Annotated in this window: 14 protein-coding genes; 6 read left to right on the top strand and 8 right to left on the bottom strand. The window is 43.5% G+C overall.

Annotation, left to right across the window (positions count from 1 at the left end; all coding sequences use genetic code 11):
- Positions 1 to 34 precede the first annotated feature (34 nt).
- Together nusA and rimP are read right to left on the bottom strand one after the other, a co-directional pair.
- Positions 35 to 1,285, bottom strand: a complete 1,251-nt coding sequence (nusA, locus tag HY064_06745; GenBank protein ID MBI3510343.1) for a transcription termination/antitermination protein NusA — start codon at positions 1,283 to 1,285, stop codon at positions 35 to 37.
- Positions 1,286 to 1,347: 62 nt separating this feature from the next.
- Positions 1,348 to 1,818 carry a ribosome assembly cofactor RimP gene (gene rimP, locus HY064_06740; protein MBI3510342.1) on the bottom strand — a complete coding sequence of 157 codons (471 nt, stop codon included), beginning with the start codon at positions 1,816 to 1,818 and terminating at the stop codon, positions 1,348 to 1,350.
- Between the two features lie 225 nt (positions 1,819 to 2,043).
- On the opposite strand from rimP, the gene HY064_06735 reads away from it, so the two are divergent.
- Positions 2,044 to 2,364 carry a hypothetical protein gene (locus HY064_06735; GenBank protein ID MBI3510341.1) on the top strand — a complete coding sequence of 107 codons (321 nt, stop codon included), beginning with the start codon at positions 2,044 to 2,046 and terminating at the stop codon, positions 2,362 to 2,364.
- A 51-nt stretch (positions 2,365 to 2,415) separates the two neighbouring features.
- Here the strand turns inward: HY064_06735 and HY064_06730 are convergent, their stop codons facing one another.
- The 3 genes from HY064_06730 to HY064_06720 form a co-directional block, all read right to left on the bottom strand.
- Positions 2,416 to 4,287 (bottom strand): toxin-antitoxin system YwqK family antitoxin, encoded by a 1,872-nt coding sequence (locus HY064_06730; protein ID MBI3510340.1) that lies wholly within the window; start codon positions 4,285 to 4,287, stop codon positions 2,416 to 2,418.
- Positions 4,288 to 4,412: 125 nt separating this feature from the next.
- Positions 4,413 to 5,558, bottom strand: coding sequence for an aminotransferase class V-fold PLP-dependent enzyme (locus HY064_06725; GenBank protein MBI3510339.1), 1,146 nt, complete (start codon positions 5,556 to 5,558; stop codon positions 4,413 to 4,415).
- 318 nt (positions 5,559 to 5,876) lie between these two features.
- Positions 5,877 to 6,965, bottom strand: coding sequence for a PKD domain-containing protein (locus HY064_06720; protein ID MBI3510338.1), 1,089 nt, complete (start codon positions 6,963 to 6,965; stop codon positions 5,877 to 5,879).
- A 147-nt stretch (positions 6,966 to 7,112) separates the two neighbouring features.
- On the opposite strand from HY064_06720, the gene HY064_06715 reads away from it, so the two are divergent.
- The 3 genes from HY064_06715 to HY064_06705 all read left to right on the top strand — a co-directional run bounded on the left by HY064_06715 (position 7,113) and on the right by HY064_06705 (position 11,570).
- The gene (locus tag HY064_06715; protein ID MBI3510337.1) at positions 7,113 to 7,985 is read left to right on the top strand and encodes a DMT family transporter; all 873 of its coding nucleotides are present in this window, start codon (positions 7,113 to 7,115) and stop codon (positions 7,983 to 7,985) included.
- 79 nt (positions 7,986 to 8,064) lie between these two features.
- The gene (ispG, locus tag HY064_06710) at positions 8,065 to 10,041 is read left to right on the top strand and encodes a (E)-4-hydroxy-3-methylbut-2-enyl-diphosphate synthase (protein ID MBI3510336.1); all 1,977 of its coding nucleotides are present in this window, start codon (positions 8,065 to 8,067) and stop codon (positions 10,039 to 10,041) included.
- 140 nt (positions 10,042 to 10,181) lie between these two features.
- Positions 10,182 to 11,570, top strand: coding sequence for a T9SS type A sorting domain-containing protein (locus HY064_06705; protein MBI3510335.1), 1,389 nt, complete (start codon positions 10,182 to 10,184; stop codon positions 11,568 to 11,570).
- A 212-nt stretch (positions 11,571 to 11,782) separates the two neighbouring features.
- On the opposite strand, the gene HY064_06700 is transcribed toward HY064_06705, so the two are convergent.
- From HY064_06700 to lepA, 3 genes are all read right to left on the bottom strand, one after another.
- Positions 11,783 to 12,136, bottom strand: a complete 354-nt coding sequence (locus tag HY064_06700) for a DUF5615 family PIN-like protein (GenBank protein MBI3510334.1) — start codon at positions 12,134 to 12,136, stop codon at positions 11,783 to 11,785.
- The gene (locus HY064_06695) at positions 12,136 to 12,375 is read right to left on the bottom strand and encodes a DUF433 domain-containing protein (protein MBI3510333.1); all 240 of its coding nucleotides are present in this window, start codon (positions 12,373 to 12,375) and stop codon (positions 12,136 to 12,138) included. The genes HY064_06700 and HY064_06695 overlap by 1 nt, the downstream gene beginning before the upstream one ends.
- An 84-nt stretch (positions 12,376 to 12,459) precedes the next feature.
- Positions 12,460 to 14,247 carry an elongation factor 4 gene (gene lepA / locus HY064_06690; GenBank protein MBI3510332.1) on the bottom strand — a complete coding sequence of 596 codons (1,788 nt, stop codon included), beginning with the start codon at positions 14,245 to 14,247 and terminating at the stop codon, positions 12,460 to 12,462.
- A gap of 274 nt (positions 14,248 to 14,521) precedes the next feature.
- Here lepA and HY064_06685 point away from each other — a divergent pair, with 274 nt between their 5' ends.
- Positions 14,522 to 15,115: a hypothetical protein gene (locus tag HY064_06685; protein MBI3510331.1), complete on the top strand. Its 594-nt coding sequence runs from the start codon at positions 14,522 to 14,524 to the stop codon at positions 15,113 to 15,115.
- Positions 15,116 to 15,125: 10 nt separating this feature from the next.
- Complete coding sequence (locus HY064_06680) at positions 15,126 to 15,764, top strand: hypothetical protein (GenBank protein ID MBI3510330.1); 639 nt, start codon at positions 15,126 to 15,128, stop codon at positions 15,762 to 15,764.
- The last annotated feature ends 19 nt before the right edge of the window (positions 15,765 to 15,783 follow it).

Genomic DNA, 15,783 nt, shown 5'->3' with positions numbered 1-15,783 from the left:
GCCTCCAGGCGATTCTATTGTATTTTCTTGTTTATTATTCGAATTCTGATTTTAATATTCGTTTCACTTCTTTCACTGTTTCTTCTTCGAGATCGGTGCGTTTCACCAGCTCTTCATCAGAAAGTTCCAGAACGGCTTTTGCAGTATCGCAACCAATGGATTTGAATTCGTCAATGATCCACTGTTCGATCTCATCCGAAAATTCATCGAGTGTAACGTCTTCCACATCTTCATCCGTATCGCGATAAACATCGATCTCGTAACCGGTGAGACGTCCTGCGAGGCGGATATTGTGGCCGCCTTTTCCGATAGCGAGTGAAACCTGGTCGGGTTTCAGGTAAACTTCTGCACGTTTACTCTCGTCATCGAGTTTTACAGAAGTGATCTTTGCAGGAGAAAGAGCACGTTGGATGAGCAGTGTAGAATTCGTTGTGAAATTGATCACGTCAATATTCTCATTGCGCAATTCTCTCACGATGCCATGAATGCGTGAACCCTTCATTCCCACGCACGCGCCAACCGGATCAATGCGATCGTCATAGGATTCCACTGCAACTTTAGCGCGTTCACCGGGTTCACGAACGATCTTCTTGATGGTAATGAGTCCGTCATAAATTTCGGGAACTTCCATTTCGAATAATTTTTCGAGGAAGGAAGGTGAAGTACGTGAAAGAATGATGACCGGTGAATTATTTCGCAGATCAACTTTGGAAACAACGGCTCGCACCGTATCTCCTTTTTTGAAAAAATCTCCCGGGATCTGTTCTGTTTTAGGAAGGATGAGTTCGTTGCCTTCATCATCAAGCACGAGTGTTTCTTTTTTCCAAACCTGATAGACTTCGCCGGTAATTACATCGCCCACACGTTCCTTGTATTTTTTATAGAGTGAATCTTTTTCAAGATCGAGTACACGCGAAACAAGATTCTGACGAATGGAGAGAACAGCACGGCGTCCGAAATCATCGAGAACAATGCGGTCGGTAACCTGTTCACCAATTTCGAAATCGGGTTCTATTTTTTTTGCTTCGGAAAGACTGATGTGCTTATTAGGATCGTAATCGAAACTATCTTCCGCAAATTCATTGTCCACGATCTCACGGTTACGCCATATTTCGAGATCGCCCCGTTCAGGATTCACGATGAAATCGAAATTTTCGTCGCTTCCGTATTTTTTACGGATGAGGCTTCTGAACACATCTTCGAGAATGCTCATGAGCGTAGCCCTGTCTATGTTCTTGGTTTCTTTGAATTCCGAAAAGGATTCAATAAGGTTGATGTTTTCCATTTTAATTGTGATTGTGATCGTTTTTGTTTTCCGTGATCTGGTTTTTGGTTAAGTATGTAGTTTCAGAATTTAATTACAGCTTTTGTTTCTTTTACTTCGAGAAGTGGAATACTTATTTTTTTTGTTACGAGTTGTTTTCCTTTTCCGCCTCCGGTTTTTTCTTTTGTTTCCTGTTCGATCTCGATCTGCAATTCATCGGCAGAAAGCAAACGTCCTTCGAGTTTTGTTCCGTCTGCCAGTTTCACATCCACTATTTTTCCAAGATTTTTCTGGTATTGCCTGAAAACGCGGAATGGCTGATCGAGTCCGGCGGAAGTAACTTCCAATTCAAAATCTTCTGCATCACGATCGAGACTTTTTTCAATGAACCGGCTCATGCTCACACAATAATCGATACGCACGCCGTTGAAATTATCGAGCGTTACACGAATCCTGTTTGCAGCGCTCACCGTCACATCCACCAGAAAATTCCCGGATTGATCTGACTGAATTTTCTGTTCGGCGAGTTCGCGTATGAATGTTGTACTGATCATGGCAAAAAAACAGGGGACTCACGTCCCCTGATCTTTCTTCTACTAAAAACAGGAGGCAAATATAAGACAGAATTTTGTTAAAAGCAAGGGCAACCCCTGAAACCATGATTCGTCTGATACGTAGAATCGACTGATAAGTAAGATCAGATCAACGATAAAGTTCTTTGCTTGAATTGCCTTATTCAACCTCCCAAGGGCATACGTTCAACTTAAACCCGTAACGTTATGAAAACCTTAAAAAACAACCTGGGACAGAGAAAACTGAAATGGATCGCAGTTTTCCTATTACTGATGCTTGCGAATGCAAAAGCAGCACTGGCAACAAATGCTCCCGGAAAGGACATTTCGAACAACAGTTTCAGTTCGCTTGAGGTGATACTGCTTATTTCCGGTATCGTATTCCTCATCCTCGTTGCCTGGTTCTTCGGCTCAGGGCAATCGAAAAAGAATTCAGTCGATGATGAGCATCCCCACATTCACACGAGGCGCCATTTCGATCACCCGAATGATCCTCACTTCAGAAAGGTCAGAAGAAAAACATCCTGAACATCCCATGAAATAACATCCGCCCGGGCAATTTCGCCCGGGCAATTTTTTTTATTTCACTTTCAATCCTTTTTTATATTTCATGCGGCTCATCTCCGTTCCTTTCTCGTCGTAATAGATCCAGGTGCCGTTTGGTTTGCTCACCAATAATTTCTTGTACACTTTTTTCCCGTTCTTCTTCGTGAGCACATATTGTTTCTCTATGTATAATTTATTTCGGGTGATGCTTTGAATCTTTGTGTTGTCGTAATAATTAATTGTCTTCCCGTAAATTTTTCCCTGCTTGTAGTTCGCTTTTGTTTTAAGCGCCCCGGTTTCATAATAGAATTTCCATTTGCCATTGGTCTTTCCTTCTTTGTAAGTTCCGATCTCATCGGGTAAACCCGTATCATAATTCGTAATCCATTTTCCTGATTTCACACCATCGGTATATTTTCCTTTCTCGTGCAATTTTCCATTGTCCCACCAGAAAGTCCATTCCCCTGTTTTTTTTCCATCATCATATTGGCCTGAATAATTCTGTTTCCCATTGTAATACCATCCATCCCATTTGCCAATGAGCGAATCTTTTCTAAATGAGCCCTGGTCTTTCATCTGCCCGTTATCGTACCACGATGTCCACGCGCCGTCATTCATATTATTTACATAAACTCCCTGTTGCAGCATTTGTCCGTTCTCGAAATAAAATGTCCATTGCCCGTTTTTCATTCCATTTGCGAATGGCCCTTCTTTATATTTCTGCCCTGCGGGATACCAGAATGTCCAGTTGCCATCTTCTTTATCATTCTTGTAATAGCCATCCATCTGCATCTGGTTCTGCTTGTCATACCAGAATTGCCAATGGCCATTTCGTTTATCATCGGCAAATTCTCCCTGCTGATATTTTGTTCCGTCCTCTTTATACCACGTCCACGTTCCTGTTTTCAGATCGTTGGCGTATTCTCCCTCAATGCTCTTTTGACCGCTCTCATACCAGTGAATTGTTTTTCCGTTTTTCTTTCCCTGTTTGAATTCATCTTTAAAATCGGGTTTTCCTCCCTGTGTGTAAAACGTCCACGTGCTGTCGCGCAATCCATCGCGATAAATTCCTTCTCCTCTTTTTTTTCCGTTATCATACACGAGCAACATTTTTCCGTACCCGTTTTTAATAACCTGCTTTCCGCCTTCACTCCAGAAATCCATGAGTAATTCATTTCCGTTCTCATAGTTCAAATGCTGAAGCGGAGTTCCGTCGCGGAACCATTCATTCCAGTCGCCCGTTTTTTGTCCTTTGGAATAATTTCCTTCCTGTTGCTTTTTTCCATTGGGAAACCACGCCGTATATTTTCCTTCCAGCGTATCGTTCACAAAATAACCGTCGTTCTGAATATTTCCATTCTCGTCCCAATACTGAAAATGTCCGTTCTTGTGCGAGATGTAATTGAAATCTCCTTCGTAAGCTTTGAACTGTTCAATGCTTTTTACTTTCCCATTTTCATAATAAGTGGTCCACGTGCTATCGGGAAGATCACCGACATATTTGCAGAGGAGTGCTGCCTGCCCGGTTTTGTACCAATACTTAGCAGTGCCGTTCTTTTTTCCGTTGTAATAATTCTCAACTGATTTTTTTTCTCCGTCTTCGAAATAATAATTCCACGTGCTGTCCTCGAGATTATATTTGTAAGCGCCGGTGTGTTCGATCTTGCCGGTGTAATAATAATAAGTGCATTTGCCCTGTTTGATATCGCCGAGATAATAGATCTCACTTTTCTTGTGCTTGTTTTCCTCATCATAGAATTCCGTTTGCTTAATGGGCTTGCCGGAAAGATGCGCTGTATTTCCATTGCTTCCTTTTTTATTTTTCGGCCCGAGCGGAACCGTGGACTGCGCATGGGAAAATATAAAAGCGGCGAGGAAAAAAACTGCGGGGAGAAAACGTTTCATTGTAAGAATAACGTACGATGTGTGTTTTTAGTTTTCAAAACTATGTTAAATGCTCATTGGTAATAAAGCGTAAGGGACCAAGTAATGAACAGGAAAAGGAAGAATGTTTGTTAACAAACCTTTTATCAATAACGCAATTCCTTTATTTGGTTACAGATCTCTTTGCCGGCAAAACTTATTTCTTCTTCCGAAGTTGTTTTCCCCAATGAAATGCGAATGGAGGAAAATGCTGTTTCCTCATCAATTCCCATCGCCCTTAGCACATGAGAAGGTTCTGGAATTGCGGAAGTGCATGCGGAGCCCGTAGCGATTGCAATGTTCGGGATCATCGGAATGAGTTGGTCTGCTTTTATTCCCAGTATAGAAATATTACTAGTGTTGGCAAGCCGGTCTTTGATGCAACCGTTGATCACCACATTTCCACAATCCTGTATCTGTTGTTCGAGTTTTGTGCGAAGCAACGAAATACGCTGCGCATCATTCCACCATTCTTCATTGGCAATTTCTGCTGCTTTGCCAAGGCCAACTATTCCCGGAACATTGAGCGTACCTGAACGGAGTGCCCGCTCGTGCCCGCCCCCGTGCACCTGCGCTGTGATCGTAACGCGCGGATCTTTCCTGCGAATGAAAAGCGCCCCGCTGCCTTTGGGTCCGTAAATTTTGTGAGCAGAAATACAGGCGAGATCAATTTCCATTTCATTCACATCCACACGCATCTTACCTATGGCCTGGGTTGTGTCAGAACACAACAGACTTCCGTTGGCATGAACAAGTTCAGCGATTTCACCAATGGGCTGGATGGTTCCTGTTTCATTATTCGCCAGCATCACGCAAACCAGGATCGTATCTTTCCGCAAAGCATTTTTCAATTCGCCGGGATTTATTTTTCCTTCGTGATCAACACCGAGATAAGTGATCTCAGCACCTGAATTTTTCAGTTTAGCACAGCAGTCCAGTACGGTTGTGTGTTCTGTTTTTGTCGTGATGATGTGTTTTCCTTTCGCGGAATAATTCTCAAAAACACCTTTGATCGCGAGATTGATGGACTCTGTTGCGCCGGAAGTAAAAATAATTTCCTGCGCTTCTGCAGAAATAAGTTCAGCCACTTTCTTCCTTGCTTCTTCTACCGCATCTGCAGCCACCCACCCGTATGCGTGCGTGCGACTGGATGCATTGCCGAAATTCTTTGTGAAGAAAGGAAGCATGGCATCGAGTACACGCGCATCGACAGGTGTTGTTGCATTATGATCGAGATAAACGGGAGAATGCATGGAACAAAGTTAGACATGGAATGATGTACGATTTACCATTCGCGATGTACAATTTTTTGTTTGCTTCAGCGCGTTAAAAAAAATTGCAGGGCCCTTCGGCTTCGCTCAGGGCAAGCTGTCTCGAATGAAATAATTTTAAAAAAATGGAGGGCGCCGCACTTCGGCAAGCTCTGTGTGACGCGTCAGCTTTTTAAAAAAATGGAGGGCGCCGTCTCCCGTCAGCGCCCTCCCGGGTTTTCCTCCGAAAAACACACGAAATCGGAGGAGTAATGCAGGCCATTAAGAAAAATATTCGGCCTGGTATTGATTGTTGCTGTGTTAAAGCTTCGTTGTAATTATTATTCGTGAATTGATCGTTTGTGTATTTGAATTGATCCGAAGGATATAAGTTCCTGAAGGCAGTCCGTCGGTATTGAAATCTTCATTATGTTTTCCGGTTGTGAATTCTTTTTTCTCCAGCAATTGAACCTGCCGGCCGGAAAGATCGTAGAGTGCAAATCGCACTTCTGAATTTTTTTCTAAAGTGAAATACGCAGTAAATGTGCCGCTGGATGGGTTTGGATAAATATTAATTTCATCCGTTGAAGATGTGCGCTCGTGAATTCCCTGCACATTATTGACGGTCACCCAATGACAGGTTGAATCGCAGAAATTCATCATGGAATCATACGCCGTGAGGCAAACCAGGTACATTCCGGGATTCGCATACGTGTGCGATGGATTGAAAGTATTTCCCGTAGAAGAGTCACCAAAATCCCAGAAATAATTTCCAGTATTTCCCGTCGAAGATTGATTGATGAAGAAACAATATCCGAGCGAATCGATCCACGTAAAATCGGCGTAGCAGCTTCCGGTAATGCTCACTTGCGTGCAAACCGAATCGGAACACCCATTGGAGGTATCATAGTAGGCGAAGCACACGGTGTACACGCCCGTATTCGCATACGTGTGAGAAGGATTCTGCAAATTGGAAGTAGTTGCATCTCCGAAATTCCATGCGTAAATTACATTGGGGCCGGCGCCATTTGCAGTGCCATAAAAAATTCCCGTCATTCCATTCACATTAAAAGAAATCGTTCCGTAACAGGAACTCAGCATAATGGGATGACAAGTACTGTCGCCGCAAATGGTTGAATCGTAATATTGAATACACGCCGTGTAAATTCCCGGCGAAGCATACGTGTGTGATACATTCAACTGATTCGAATTATCAAAATTGCCATCGCCGAAATCCCAAACCACATTGGTGATGTTGGCAGAAGTACTTCCGGAAAAATTAACGGTAAGCCCACTCGTGGTAAACGTATAATTTCCGGTACATATCGCCTGCGCCCTCGAAGTAGAAGCCCCTATCAGCAACAGGCCGAGGAGCATTCCGATGATGAGTATGTTTCTGAAAAAATTCATGTTCGCTTTCTACTATTGTTTGCGATACAAAGATGCTGCACATTCACAATGCCTGCAAAATGATTTGAAATTATCTTACGTATTCAATTTCCTGCACAACCCCGCCGCCACAAACGCTTACATTTACTGCCGCAAAAAATCCGATCTGTGTCTGAAAGCCGCCGCAACTATTTCCTGCTTCACCTCACGGTTTTCATTTGGGGATGGACAGCGATCCTCGGAAAACAAATCACGCTTCCTTCCTACAAATTAGTGTGGCTGCGGCTGCCCATCGCTCTTGCCGGTATTTTTGCTTACCTGCTCATCCGTCGTAAAAGTATCCTTGTTTCCTCCCGGCAAATGCTCATTTACTTCTTCGTTGGACTCGATCTCGCCGTTCACTGGATCTGTTTTTATGAAGCCATAAAAGTGAGCAACGTTTCCGTAACACTCGCCGTATTTTCCACCGGCTCACTTTTCACTGCACTCATCGAACCGATCTTCATGAAAAGAAAAGTCCGTGCCTATGAAATTATTTTTGGTTTAATGGTGGTGGGCGCACTCATTATGATCTTCGGGGTGGAAAGGCAATACGCACTTGGAATTGTTTTGGGAATTTTTGCTGCACTCACTTCTTCCCTCCTCGCAGTGATGAATGCTTTTCTCGTGCAGAAAGGACACGACGGAACAAAAATGTCGCTGTATGAAATTCTCGGCGGATTTATTGCGATGAGCATTTTCGTTCTCCTCTTCAAACCCTGGAACGGAACGTGGATCACGATGTCGCACGAAGATCTTTTTTATCTCATCATACTGAGCATTGCCTGCACTACGGTTCCGTTTCTCATCAGTCTTTACATTCTGAGAACAGTGAGCGCTTACACGGTTTCACTCACCCTTAATCTCGAAACGTTTTACGGAATTATTTTCGCTTACTTTATTTTTCATGAGGACAAACAACTCACCGGCTATTTTTACATTGGCGCGGCCATCATTCTTTCCACCGTTTTTCTGAATGGATGGATCAAGATGAGGAAGTGAGTTGCTTCTTACCAAAGCGAATAACGTTTCGTAACATTTCGTTTTTCGTACACCCGGCTTAGCGCCTTATCTTTGTACTGTGAATTCCCTTCTTCCATACTGCAATTCATTGACAGAATATTCCCGATGGAAAACGCGTGTTGTAACGATCGGCGATGCTCCAATGGGCGGAGAAAATCCCATTCGCCTGCAATCGATGACCACCACCGATACGCTCGACACAAAAGCGACGGTGGAGCAATCGATACGCATGATAGAAGCGGGATGTGAATATGTTCGCATTACCGCACCGAGTCTGAAAGAAGCGCAGAATTTAGAAGCGATAAAAAAAGAATTGCGCGCACGCGGATACAAAACTCCTCTGGTCGCCGATATTCATTTCACGCCCAATGCCGCAGAACTTGCAGCTCGCATTGTAGAAAAAGTAAGAGTGAATCCGGGCAACTACGCCGACAAAAAAAAATTCGAACACATTGAATATTCCGATGCAACTTATGATGCGGAACTCGCGCGCATACGAGAGCGTTTTATTCCATTGGTAAAAGTCTGCAAAGAATACGGAACTGCGATGCGTATCGGCACCAATCACGGTTCTCTGAGCGACAGAATTCTTTCGCGCTACGGCGATACTCCGCTGGGAATGGTGGAAAGTGCGATGGAATTTTTACGGATATGTGAAGATGAAAATTATTTCAACATTGTTCTTTCCATGAAGGCGAGTAACGCGCAGGTGATGGTGCAGGCGTATCGCCTGCTTGTGCAGCAGATGATGCGCGCGGGAATGAATTATCCGTTGCATCTGGGTGTTACGGAAGCGGGCGATGGTGAAGACGGCAGAATAAAATCGGCGGCGGGAATAGGAACTTTGTTGGAAGACGGATTGGGCGATACCGTTCGTGTTTCATTGACAGAAGAGCCTGAATTTGAAATTCCGGTTGCGAAAATGCTGGTGGAGCGCTATGCGAAAAGAAAAGATCATGTAGAAATTCCGGAAATCAAAAGTGATGATGAAAAAATAATTCTTCCTTATTCTCCCTATGAATATGAGCGCGAAAATTGTTTGAATGTTGCAAATATCGGAAGTGCGAATGTTCCGCGTGTCATTGCAGACTTTTCAGGCCAAAATGAAATTACTCCTGCATCACTTTTTGCTGTCGGTTATAATTATTTTGTTTCGACTGATAAATGGAACATCACGGATCTCGCCTGCGACTACGTGTACACGGGCAACAACGATGTGAATTTTGAAATCCCGGGAACACTTGGAATAATTTACAATTCAGAAAAATGGAAATCGCTGAAGGAAACTTCCCGTTGCTACCCGCTGTTCTGTGGCAATGAATTTTTTGAATCGGAAAGAAGATCGGGGGAACTGAATTTCATTGCCATTGACATAAAAACTTTGGATGAAAATTTCCTGGCGAAAATAAGATCGCAAAAAAATATTGTGCTTGTGCTGAACAGTGCGAATGCGCATGCGGCTGCGGAAATGAGAAGAGCATTTATTTCAATTAAAAATAATTTTTCGATTGGAAATTGCAAGACTCTTCCGATCATCATCTGCAGAAATTATTCCGGTATTGACGAAGAACACTTCCGGCTCAGCGCCTCCACCGATTGCGGCTTTCTGCTGCTCGACGGGATTGGCGACGGCGTATGGTTGTCTTCCAACACAACTCCGCTCCGGGTTATCAATTCCACCGCTTTCGGAATTCTGCAGGCCACGCGCACACGCATCTCGAAAACAGAATACATTTCCTGTCCGTCGTGCGGCCGCACTCTTTTCGATCTGCAGATCACTACAAATAAGATCCGCCAGCGCACTTCTCACCTCAAAGGAGTGAAGATCGGGATCATGGGATGCATCGTAAACGGCCCGGGAGAAATGGCAGATGCAGATTATGGTTATGTAGGAACCGGTCCCGGAAAAATTACACTTTACAAAGGCAAAACAGTAGTGAAACGGAATGTTCCCGAAGCCGAAGCTGTGGATGCGCTTATTGACCTTATCCGTGAAAACGGGGATTGGGTGGAAGAAAAAATTCCGGCTGAATGAACATTCGCTAATGCGCTGAAACCCCTGCCAATACAGGGTTTTTGACAAGAAATCAACATTTACATCTTAACAAAACAATTGGATTTTTTCGAAGTGGAAATCCTTTGCGGCTAATTTTGTGGTCGGAAAACAACTGCTAAATGAAAAAACTAATACTTCCTTATTTAATCCTGATCACTTCCGGACTTTATGCACAAGTACCCATGATAAACGGGGGAAAAGTGCCGCAGGTCATTGAAGGATCGTCAGCCGCATCAAATAATACACGCGTTCCGTTCTGGTGCTGGTTGAATTTAACGGGGCTCAATCCGAATTCAACTTATCATTATTTCACCATGATGGATACCACCATGTCGATGGCCTCCAATGGAGCAGGTCTTCCCATCGTTGTAAATAAAAATACACGCGTCATCCGAAGAATTCAGAATCCGTCGATGACTTCCAATACCGGGTTCGATTCGCTCATGACAGATGCAGGAGGAAATTATTCAGGATGGTTTGGCGTGGAGCCAACAGCGAACGGAAGATTTTTTCCAGGAAATATTCTTTACGTGAAAGTGATGATCAATAACGGGGCCGGCGGAACTACGGTGGCGAACCGTCTTGTTGGAAATGCTTTCCAGGTAAAGTCGCTTGCTTTCGGAACAACATCAATGAGCGCTACACAAGGTTCTGCACTTTGGGATTCCCTCAATGCGGCGCCAAAAAATTTCATTGGCGTTTATGATAATATCAATGCAGGCGGACGTCCACAGAGTTTTGCGATCGTAGAAGATGATTCACTTTATCTCCGGCAATTTGTAAGCACAGCACCGTTTTACCGCAACCGTGTCGATTCACTGAATTTTCATTGGGGAACTATTATTCCGAATAATCTTGCAACAGGAGTGAATGCATTGGTGGAATATAATTTTACTTCAGGCAATTCGGTTGATACCACTTTCGATTCAGATGGGATCTGGTGTTTCGGAACAAATACGGTGAACATGAGCAACGGAAATCTCGCGTTGTATTTAAACTCAACCTTCGTGCTGATGGGAAATGCAATGATGCCGGATACTACGTGGACAAGTTTCACTGCAACATTTACGGTAAATTCAAATTCTCCGAATTCATCCTATTCCTGGAATTTCGGTGATGCAGGAACAGCAAGCGGTGCGGTTGTTACTCATCAGTACCTGACACCAGGGCCGATGAATGCTTATGTAGTTATTTCTACCGGCGGATGTTCGGATACAATTTATCACACGGTAATGGTCATGCTCACCACCGGAATGGTCGCACCAATGCCGCTTTCATTCCAGGTAATGCCTAATCCCACGAACGGAGAATTTATCATCACCACGCGCGATAATTCTGAGAAACTGATCACGGTGATGAATACACTCGGTGAAATAATTTCTTCGCAGGAACTCACCGGAAATTCACTGAGGATCGATCTCTCGGGAGATCCAACGGGAATTTATTTCATACAGGTGAAGGATAAGATCAGCGGAAAAACCGGAACAAAGAAAATCGTTTTGCAATAGCCAACCCATGGTGAACGGTAGGAGGCCATCTCTCAAAAGGAGGTGGCTTCTTTGCGTCTGCGCACATGCTTGCACACGGGGGAGGATTACAGATTTTACTGATATACAAATTGCGAGTAGGTGTGAATATGCGAATCGTCGGATCGTCAATCTAACTTCAACACCGCCATGAACGCGCTCTGGGGAATTTCCACACTTCCTATCTGCCGCATTTAATATTTCCTTTGTCTTATTCCGTCACGTTCAATAACTGTAAGTGTGTTTTCGGCATTGAAATCCGGATCCGCGATAATTGTATGAATGATCTCGCCTGGTTCAGAAGGAGAAAATTCTTGGAGACGCAGGTAGATCACACCTTTGGCAGGTTTCAAACCAAGCTTGAAAATAAGTTCACCATAATCAGCATCGAAAGTCAGGATCGTACGCTGGTCTGCATTTGCAAGAGTGATGATAGCTACATCAGTAAATCCAAGAAAATCAGAACCGATCGCGATCACGTCGTGACCTTTTCCGCGAAGAAAAATAGTACTGGCAAGTGGAAAATTTTCATTGGCAAGCAATCGCATTATGTGGACTTTTTGATCTGAGCATAAAGCAAACCGTCCTTGATACACTCATGAATGTAAGCGAAAATCGCCTTGAGATGTTCTTTAGAAAGTCGCGGATAATTTTCGAGCAATTCTTTCTCTGTCCATCCCTGCGCAAGCAATCCAACGATATGGTCAACTGAAATTCTTGTTCCCGTAATAGTTGGTTTACCAAGAAGAACATCTTTTTCGGAAGAAATATGATCCTGCCATTTCATATTACAAATATACAGTTTCAGAAGGGGATTTCCGAATGGATTGAAGTGCTATGGTCCGAAAGAGTTGCGAAAAAATAAACGACTCTAATCTAACTTCAACACCGCCATGAACGCGCTCTGGGGAATTTCCACACTTCCTATCTGCCGCATGCGTTTCTTTCCTTCTTTCTGTTTCTCCAGTAATTTTCTTTTCCGCGAAATATCTCCTCCGTAACATTTTGCTGTTACATCTTTCCGGAGCGCAGAAATATTTTCTCTCGCCACGATCTTCGCACCAATGGCTGCCTGTAATGCGATCTGGAATTGCTGGCGCGGAATAAGTTCTTTTAATTTTTCGCAGATCTTTTTTCCGAACTCGTGCGCTTTGGAACGGTGAATGAGCGCCGACAAAGCATCGACCTGATCGCCGTTGATGAGAATGTCGAGTTTCACAAGATCACTCTGGCGATAACCGATCTGGTGATAATCGAACGATGCGTATCCTTTGGAAATTGTTTTCAGTTTGTCGTAAAAATCAAAAACAATTTCTCCCAATGGCATTTCGAAAACCAATTCCACGCGATCGGTGGTGAGATAGGTTTGATTGATGATCAGTCCTCTTTTCTCGAGACACAATTTCATGATGGTGCCCACGAATTCCGATTTAGAAATAATATTTGCTTTGATGTAGGGTTCTTCAATGAAATCTATTTTTCCGGGATCGGGCATATCGCTCGGATTATTCATGTGCGTTACTTCACCCGAGGTAGTATGCGCGATATAGGAAACGTTTGGCACCGTGGTGATCACTGTCATATTGAATTCACGCTCGAGACGTTCCTGCACAATTTCCATGTGCAGCATTCCGAGAAATCCGCAGCGAAAACCAAAGCCCAGCGCTGCAGATGCTTCCGGTTCCCAGGTAAGCGCCGCATCATTCAGTTGTAATTTTTCCATCGAGTAACGCAACTCTTCGAAATCGTCCGTGTCCACCGGATAAATTCCTGCGAACACCATGGGCTTCACATCTTCAAAACCTTTGATGGAAGTGGTGCTCGGATTTGCAACACTCGTGATGGTATCACCCACTTTCACTTCACGCGCATCTTTTATTCCGGAAATAATATACCCGACATCGCCTGTCTTCACCACATCTCGTGGTTCCATTTTCAATCGCAATACTCCAACTTCATCAGCGCCATATTCCATTCCCGTATTGATGAATTTTACTTTTTCTCCTTTACGGATCTCTCCGTTCAGAATTTTAAAATAGGCAATGATGCCGCGGAAAGAATTGAAAACGGAATCGAAGATGAGTGCCTGCAGCGGAGCATTGGGATCTCCTTTCGGTTCCGGAATACGATCGCAGATAGCAGTGAGAATTTCTGAAATTCCTATTCCTGTTTTTCCGGATGCAGAAAGAATTTCATCGCGCCTGCAGCCGAGCAGATCCACGATCTGGTCTTTCACCACTTCGGGTTCTGCACTGGGAAGATCTATTTTATTGAGAATGGGAATGATGGTGAGATCATTTTCAAGCGCGAGATATAAATTAGAAATCGTTTGCGCCTGTATGCCCTGCGCGGCGTCCACGATCAGGAGCGCGCCCTCGCATGATGCGATCGAGCGGGAAACTTCATAGGAGAAATCAACGTGACCGGGAGTGTCAATGAGATTCAACACGAATTTTTCTTCCTTGTATTCGTAATCCATCTGTATCGCGTGACTCTTGATGGTGATGCCGCGCTCTTTTTCCAGATCCATATCATCCAGCACTTGTGCTTCCATATCGCGCGCCGAGATCGTCTTTGTGAATTCCAAAAGACGATCCGCCAGCGTGGATTTACCGTGGTCGATGTGCGCGATGATACAGAAATTGCGGATGTTTTTCATTTGGGAAATGCCCCCGAATTGTCGGGGTGCGAAAGTACGGATAAGTAAGCAGAAATCAGTAGACGGTAAGCAGTCGACCGCTAAATGATTTTTAATTAATGCACTTGTGGTAACCAATCTCTCTTTTCACGTTATTTTGGAGCAAATGAAAAGGGCTTTTCTATTCTTCGTGTCGGTTCTGTCATCAATTTCATGCTGGTCTCAATCGCAGAATCTTAAAGTCACATTGTACATGAGGAACGCGAGATGGTTGGCGAGAACAGAATTCAGGGAGGTGAAAACGATAACATCGCCTGACTCCGCAAATGCTCCGTTTGAAATGCTCTGGAAATTGTACTGTATTGACACTGTTCCAACTTTTACAAGAGAGCAGGCCGTTGTGATCCATGACACTTGTTTTCACCGGGTAGATAAACTGAGAAATATTACGGTGGACAGTTTTTTCAGAACAGTTCCATTTGCGTTCAATGATTATCGGAGTCAGCTGGATCGAATTGATACTTCAACGAAAAGTGGCACAACATTGCTGTACTATTACTCTTCACATTTTTCAGATGAAGGCCCGTCGGGATTGTTTCACTATTTCAATGATGACATCCGAATAGCCTGTCACTATGCAGACGAATATTATTCCTATGATCCGGAAGGGAAACTGATCTCTTTACAATATGGAACAGATGAAGTCACGGATATCGTTTATGATAAAAATTCAAGAATAAAGGAATGTTTTGTCAATGGTGAGAAATTCCGTTTCGTGTATGATGATAAAGGGCGAATTACAGAAGTCCGCCAGTTGGAATCACCGGAATGGATGGATCGCGGCCCTGATTATTGGGTTATTTACCGTATTAGTGGATATAAGAACTGAAAACAGAACGATGAAGAAGATGGAATTCATTTCATACGGAACACCTCCAAGAAAACATCAAGCTTTCAGAAGAAGAGATCGGAAGATTTACATGTCCCTGATCAATGACTTCTTTGAAAAATACACTAACGAAAAAAAAGTCCATTCATTCAGCATTACCGCTGTTACTCTGAATCCACCGAGTGTAAATTATCAGAATGCCATTGCTGATATTGAAAATAAACTAACGATCATAGCATCGCACGGGAATATAAGTGGTGCCGGACCAGAATGGGAAATTGCTTCAGCGGATTTTGGAAAGGCAGTGGAATTGCTGGAGAAATACCTGGAGCTGGAAAAACATTTGCTATTAATAAAAATACAAGCTGATTTCACTTTCACCCCATCATGTAAATTCTTGAAACCGTACGCTGAGGTCTTGAAAAATGAAAGGCTACTCAGGAATAATAACTTTTTCTTTGTACTGACAAGCATCCAGGCATTTTGGATCAATATGAATTTTCCATTCACGGAGATCGGGGACCGGGAAATGAAATTATTCAGCGAAATTGAATCGACTTTGAATATTGAATTGAAAGAGAAAAATTTCCGGAAGATTATGTATGACGAGAAAAAGGATCGTATGAAAGTAAGCAGGCTCGATTGGTAAATCACTCTTTTCAGAGATT

It is taken from the genome of Bacteroidota bacterium (assembly GCA_016194975.1).
GTDB lineage: Bacteria > Bacteroidota > Bacteroidia > Palsa-965 > Palsa-965.
The sequence above is the reverse complement of the archived record's forward strand: the minus strand, read 5'-3'. Positions and strand labels throughout refer to the sequence as shown.